Below are 583 nucleotides of genomic sequence, written 5' to 3' on the forward strand. Positions count from 1 at the left end.
GCACTACACTACACCACACCACACACACCCGACGACGATCACACACACGTAGAAGATCGAGTTCGTTCGATCGTGACCGTGACGCAGGAAGCTATAAGCTAGCCAAGACAGGAATAATAATGGCGGCGTCGACGGTGGCGAGCCTCTCTGTCCCGGTGACGACGACGACCTTCGCGGCGGCGGGCGGCGSCGACGTGCTGATCGTCGTCCCGAGGAGGGCGGGCSCCRRGCGCGTCGTCTGGTTCCCCGCGGCGGCGCGCCGCGGCGGCGGCAGCGGGCGGTTGGTCGCCGTGCGGTCCAGCGGGCCGGCCACGCCGCCGGAGATCTCCGACAAGGKGTCKGAGAGCATCAAGCAGGCGGAGGAGACGTGCGCGGACGACCAGAAGGGCGACGCCGAGTGCGCGGCGGCGTGGGACGAGGTGGAGGAGCTCAGCGCSACGGCCAGCCACGCCCGCGACAGCCTCAAGGAGACCAACGCCAACGACCCGCTCGWGAAGTACTGCAMGGAGAACCCGKACTCCGMGGAGTGCCGCATCTACGACAACTAGCTATAGTCGTAGCTATATAGGGCGTGGAATGATAC

The 583-nt window shown here is 66.6% G+C and carries 1 protein-coding gene; it reads left to right on the forward strand.

The window, feature by feature from the left end:
• Positions 1-119: 119 nt before the first annotated feature.
• The gene (locus FWJ25_RS20750) at positions 120-548 is read left to right on the forward strand and encodes a CP12 domain-containing protein (RefSeq protein ID WP_149601879.1); all 429 of its coding nucleotides are present in this window, start codon (positions 120-122) and stop codon (positions 546-548) included.
• The last annotated feature ends 35 nt before the right edge of the window (positions 549-583 follow it).

This window comes from Marinobacter salinexigens (assembly GCF_008370345.1).
In the GTDB taxonomy this organism is placed as follows: Bacteria; Pseudomonadota; Gammaproteobacteria; order Pseudomonadales; family Oleiphilaceae; genus Marinobacter; species Marinobacter salinexigens.